Raw genomic sequence first — 5,690 nt, forward strand, 5'->3', positions numbered from 1 at the left:
GCCGATGGTACTGCAGGGGGGACCCTGTGGGAGAGTAGGACGCCGCCGAACAATCATTCAAAGCCGTGCCCCCGGACCCAGTCCGGGGGCACGGCTCTTTGGCGTATCCACACCCGTTGTTCATGTTCAGATCAGCAACGCATCACCCGCTGCGGTGATCCTTGCCGGACCGGGTAAGTGGAGGTGGGCCTGATGCAGCAGTTCCTGGTTCAGGGTGCTGAAGTTGCCGCGCTGGAGGACGAGTTCTCGTCTGCGGTGGACGGGCGTCATGCCGTTGCCGTGGATTCCGCGACCTCCGCGTTGCAGCTGGCGCTGCTCTCGCTCGGCATCGGTGCCGGCGAGGAAGTGATCCTGCCGTCGTTCGCGCCCGTGGAGACCGCGGCCGCCGTGCGGCAGGTCGGTGCGGTGCCGGTCTTCGCCGACATCGACCCGCTGACGTTCTGCCTCGATCCGGAGGCCGTCGCCGCCGCGATCACGCCGCTGACGGTGGCGATCCTGCCGGTTCACCTCTTCGGGCACCCCGCGGCCGTCGACCAGATCACCGACATCGCCACCCGGCACGGCCTGGCGATCGTCGAGGACGCCACCCAGGCCCAGGCGGCGACGCTGGCCGGGCGCCGGGTCGGCACCTACGGCGTGTTGAGCGTGTTCGCGGTCGAGGCCGGGGCGGTGGTGACCACGGAGCACCCCGAACTGGCCGGCGCCGTCAAGCGGCTGAGGAACACCGACCACGCCAAGGCCCGCATCACCGACCGCAAGGCGGCCGTGGGTCGCGGGGCGCTGGCGAAGCTCGCCGGTGCCGTTGCACGGCAGCGCGCCAACTGCCGCTACCTGGACTCCGCCCTCACCGGTGTCCTCGTGCCGTACGTGGAGCCCGGCGCCCACCACGTCTACCACCGCTACACGGTGCGCATACCGGGGAACGGCCGGCCGGACCGGGACGCGTTCGCGATGGCCCTGGCCGCGCGGGGCGTGCAGGCGAACGTGAGCATCCCGACGCCCGTGCACCGGCTCCCCGGGTACCGGTCCGGTTCGTATCTGCCCCGGACGGAGAAGGCGGCCGGCGAGACGCTGTCGCTGCCCGTCCACCCGGGCCTGACGGAGAAGGAGTTGGAGCGGATGGCCGCGGTGTGCAACACGCTCGGCGGTCTGCTCTGAACCAGGGCCGTCCGGGCCGGGCCGTCCGCCGAGCGGATTTCCGAACCGGGACCCGTATGGGTTAAGATCCTTCACGTCGACGCGCCCCAATAGCTCAGTCGGCAGAGCGTCTCCATGGTAAGGAGAAGGTCTACGGTTCGATTCCGTATTGGGGCTCTGAACAGGAAAAGGCCCCCGCCGTCCGGCGGGGGCCTTTTCCTGTTTCCTGCTCCTTTTCGCGGGGACTGCCCACGCTAGGCGGGCAGTTCCGGGACGCGCATCGAGAGGATGGCCATGTCGTCGGAGGGCGCGTCCGAGGCGAAGCGCTCGACGGCCCGCTGGATACGGGCCGCGACGGCGCCGGCGGTGAGTCCCGTGCAGGTGGCCAGGACGTCGGCGAGGCCGTCGTCGCCGAGCATGCGGGTGCCCTCGCGGCGTTCGGTGACGCCGTCGGTGACGCAGAGCAGGACGTCGCCTGGGTCGAGGGTGACGGTCTGCTCGACGAGTTCGAGGTCCTCGATGACGCCGAGGAGGGGCTGCGGCTCCGCGGCGGGTTCCACTACGCCGCTCTGCCGCAGGCGCAGCGGGAGCGGGTGGCCGGCGCAGACGACCTTCAGGACGGCGCTGCCGTCGCTCTGCGGCCACATCTCGCCGTAGAGGAGGGTGAGGAAGCGGCTGCGGGCCCCCTCGTCCAGGATGGCCGCGTTGAGCCGCTCCAGGACGGACGGGCCGCTGAAGCCCTCACGGGCGAGCAGTCGCAGCGCGTGCCGGGCGAGACCCGTCACGGCGGCTGCCTCGGGGCCCGTGCCGCACACGTCACCGATGGCGAAGCCCCAGCAGCCGTCGCGGATGGGGAACACGTCGTAGAAGTCGCCGCCGACCTCGTTGCCCTCGCCGGCGGCCCGGTAGACGACCTCGACCTCGACCCCCGGGATCACCGGCAGGCCGGGCGGCAGCAGGCTGCGCTGAAGGGACTGGCTGATGGCCGTGCGCTCGCTGTACAGGCGGGCGTTGTCCAGGGCGAGAGCGGCCCGGCGCGACAGGTCCTCGGCGAGTTCGAGGATCTCCTGACGGAAGCGCTCGTCGGCGGACTTGCCGAGGGTGAGCATGCCGATGACGCGGTTGCGGGCCACCAGCGGCAGGACGACCGTCTCGCCGCCGACCGCGGCCGCGGTCGCCAGGGCCGTGCCGGGGCCCGTTGCGGGCCGCCCGGCGTCGCCGAGGCCCAGGCTGCGCAGGGAGGCGCGCAGGGCGGTGGAGTGGGCGGCGTCGGCGGGGGCGGTCCACACCCGGGCGCCGGGGGTCGGGTCGGGCTCGGGAGGGGAGACGCGGGACAGCAGGGCCTTGATGCCGTCGATGCGGTCCTCGTCCTCGTGCAGCACGAAGGCGAGTTCGGGCTCCGATGCCTGGTCGGCGATGGTGTAGACGGCGCACCAGTTGGCCAGGGTGGGTACCGTCATCTGGGCCATCAGGGCCAGCGTCTGGTCCCGTTCAAGGGTGCCCGCCAGCAGGTCCGAGGCCTCCACCAGGAAGGACAGCGAGCCGCGGCGCAGCCGTTCGAGTTCGGTGAGGCGGGCGCTCTCCACCGCCAGCGCGATGCGGTCGGCGGCGAACTGCAGCCGCAGAGCCTCCTCGTTGGTGTAGCGGCCGGGGCTCTCCGCGGCGACGCCCAACGAACCGGTGAGGCGGCCCTCGACCTTGAGGGGGACGGTGACGACGGAGCGCATGCCGGTGCCGGCGAGCAGCGGGACGGCGCCCGGGACCGCCGTGAGGTCCTCGTGGACGGCGGGCATGCGGGCGCTGCCGTAGCGGCCGGTGCCGGCCTCGACGGGGACGCGCGCGAAGCGCTGCCGGGCGGAGGGGAGTCCGGTGGAGGCCCGCACCTCGAGTTCGGTCTCGTCGTCGGTGGCGAGCAGCAGGTAGGCGGCGTCGCCGTCGAGCATGTCGCGGGCCCGCTCCACGGTGCGCTGCAGCAGTCCGTCGAGGTCGTCGGGGGCGGGGGAGCCGATGAAGGACTCGAAGGGGTCCACGGCCTTGCCGCGTTCCGCGCCGCCCTCGACGGCGATCATGCCGCGGCCCGGGTTCTGCAGGACCGCGCGCTCGTCCTCGCGTACCAGCAGGCACACGGTGGACGGCTCGCCGGAGGAGTCGCGCACCCGCAGGTGCGTGCCGTAGACGGGGAGGATCCGGCCGTCGGCGCCGCGGACGCCGTAGCTGCCCTCCCAGCGGGACAGCCGCAGGGCCTCGGCGATGCCGTGGCCGGTGCCGGGGGTCTGCGGCCAGGCGGCGAAGTCGCCGAGCGGCTTGCCCGTCACCTGGTCGCCGGGGTGGCCGAAGAGTTCGGCGGCGTCCTGGTTCCAGCGGGTGATGATGCCGCCGCGGTCGACCTGGACGACGGCGACCCGGACCCGCTCGTCGGCCAGCGGCAGCGCCTGCACGGGCAGGGCGGGGCCCGCGGAACGGGTGCCGGCGGGGCGCTGGGGGAGCTCCAGACGGAACCAGACCTGCTTGTTGGCGGCGGTGTACTCCACGCCCCAGCGGCTGGCCAGCGCCGAGCACAGGAGCAGCCCGCGCCCGCCCTCGTGGTCGGGATGGATCTGCTTCTTCGCGTCGTGGAGAGGAAGCTCACGTTCCGGGTACCGGTCGGCGACCTCGATCCGGACGGCGGACTCGAAGCGCAGGCACTGGACGTCCGCCGCGGTGCCGGCGTGGACCACGGCGTTGGTGACGAGTTCACTGGTGAGGACGACGGCGTCGTCGACCACCTCGGAGAAGCCCCAGCCCTGGAGCGTGTCACGGACGAACGCACGTGCGGTGGCGACCGAGCGTCCCACGGGTTCGAAGGTGGCCGCTGCCCGCGCCGTGATCACAGATCTCCTTGTTTGTCCCGGGACGTCACCATTCGTCGTCCGCTGTACTGTCACCACCGGCCCCCACTTCGAGGTGTACGCCCGGCCCAAGGTGGGCAACCGCATGCCAGGTTACTTACCCCCGGCGACCGCGTGTGTGCCGGTTGGGGGTGTTCCTGCCCCGATCATGACGCCGGTCATATGCGATGCTGCCGAACTGTTATGGCCGGGCCCGGGCATGGTGAAACACTGGTCATGCCTGAACGAGGCACCTGCAGGTCGGTCGACCCTCCGGGAGGGACACGGTGGAGTCTGGCGCATCGGCGCGAGGCGGCGCGGCATCCGCGGCGAAGCGGGGCGGTTCCGCACGGGTCAAGAACGTGCGGTCGCGTGGGAGCGGGGCCGGCACGGGGACCGTCGAGGTCGACTCGGCGGCCCTGCACAGGCTGCTGTCCGCGTTGGAGTCCATGCGGGACGGCAACTTCCGCAAGAGGCTGACGGTCACGGGCGACGGGGTCATGGCGGAGATCTCCGCCGTGTTCAACGAGGTCGCCGACCGCAACCAGCACCTCACCGGGGAGCTGGCGCGGGTGCGGCGGGTCGTGGGCCGCGAGGGCAAGCTCGCCGAGCGCCTGGAGACGGGGGCGTGCGAGGGCGCCTGGGCGGCGGCCATCGACGCCTCCAACGCGCTCGTGGACGACCTCGTGCGCCCCATGTCCGAGGTCGGCCGGGTGCTGTCGGCGGTCGCGGAGGGCGACCTGGAGCAGCGGATGGACCTGCGCGCGCAGGGCGCCGACGGTTCCGGGCATCCGCTGCGCGGCGAGTTCCTCAAGGTGGGCCGCACCGTCAACGGGCTGGTCGACCAGCTCTCCACGTTCACCGACGAGGTGACCCGGGTGGCGAGCGAGGTCGGCACCGAAGGCAAGCTCGGCGGCCAGGCGCGGGTGCGCGGCATGTCCGGTTCGTGGAAGGACCTCACGGACTCCGTCAACACCATGGCGTCCCGTCTGACGGCCCAGGTGCGTGACATCGCTCTCGTCACCACGGCGGTCGCCAAGGGCGACCTGTCGCGCAAGGTCACCGTCCACGTGGCCGGCGAGATGCTGGAGCTGAAGAACACCGTCAACACGATGGTGGACCAGCTCTCCTCCTTCGCCGCCGAGGTGACCCGCGTCGCGCGCGAGGTGGGCACCGAGGGCCAGCTGGGCGGCCAGGCCAAGGTGGCCGGGGTCGACGGCGTGTGGAAGGACCTCACGGACTCCGTCAACCTGATGGCCGGCAATCTGACGGCCCAGGTGCGGGACATCGCCCAGGTGACCACCGCGGTCGCCAACGGCGACCTGTCCCAGAAGATCACCATCGGCGCGCGCGGCGAGGTCGCGCAGCTCGCCGAGACGGTCAACGCGATGACCGAGACGCTGCGCACCTTCGCCGACGAGGTGACCCGGGTGGCGGGCGAGGTCGGCGCGGAGGGCCGGCTCGGCGGCCAGGCGCAGGTGCCGGGCGCCGCGGGCATCTGGAAGGACCTCACCGACTCGGTGAACACCGCGTTCCGCAACCTGACCGGCCAGGTGCGGGACATCGCGCAGGTGACGACGGCGGTCGCAGGCGGCGACCTGTCGCAGAAGGTCACGGTGGACGTCTCCGGCGAGATGCTGGAGCTGAAGAACACCGTGAACCGCATGGTGGACCAGCTGTCCTCGT

General features: G+C 72.1%; 3 protein-coding genes and 1 tRNA gene. 3 read left to right on the forward strand and 1 reads right to left on the reverse strand.

The annotated features are described in order from the left end of the window. Positions 1-192 precede the first annotated feature (192 nt). Together ACFW3D_RS17125 and ACFW3D_RS17130 are read left to right on the forward strand one after the other, a co-directional pair. Entirely contained in the window at positions 193-1,158 is a 966-nt protein-coding gene (locus tag ACFW3D_RS17125) for a DegT/DnrJ/EryC1/StrS family aminotransferase (protein WP_500504943.1), read from the forward strand. An 83-nt stretch (positions 1,159-1,241) separates the two neighbouring features. Further along, positions 1,242-1,314, forward strand: a tRNA-Thr gene (locus ACFW3D_RS17130). Between the two features lie 77 nt (positions 1,315-1,391). On the opposite strand, the gene ACFW3D_RS17135 is transcribed toward ACFW3D_RS17130, so the two are convergent. Beyond that, positions 1,392-4,007, reverse strand: a complete 2,616-nt coding sequence (locus tag ACFW3D_RS17135) for a SpoIIE family protein phosphatase (RefSeq protein ID WP_500504944.1) — start codon at positions 4,005-4,007, stop codon at positions 1,392-1,394. A gap of 446 nt (positions 4,008-4,453) precedes the next feature. On the opposite strand from ACFW3D_RS17135, the gene ACFW3D_RS17140 reads away from it, so the two are divergent. Beyond that, on the forward strand, positions 4,454-5,690 hold a 1,237-nt coding region (locus ACFW3D_RS17140), incomplete at its 3' end, for a HAMP domain-containing protein (RefSeq protein ID WP_500505047.1).

The organism is Streptomyces sp. NPDC058864 (genome assembly GCF_042742985.1).
Lineage (GTDB): Bacteria > Actinomycetota > Actinomycetes > Streptomycetales > Streptomycetaceae > Actinacidiphila.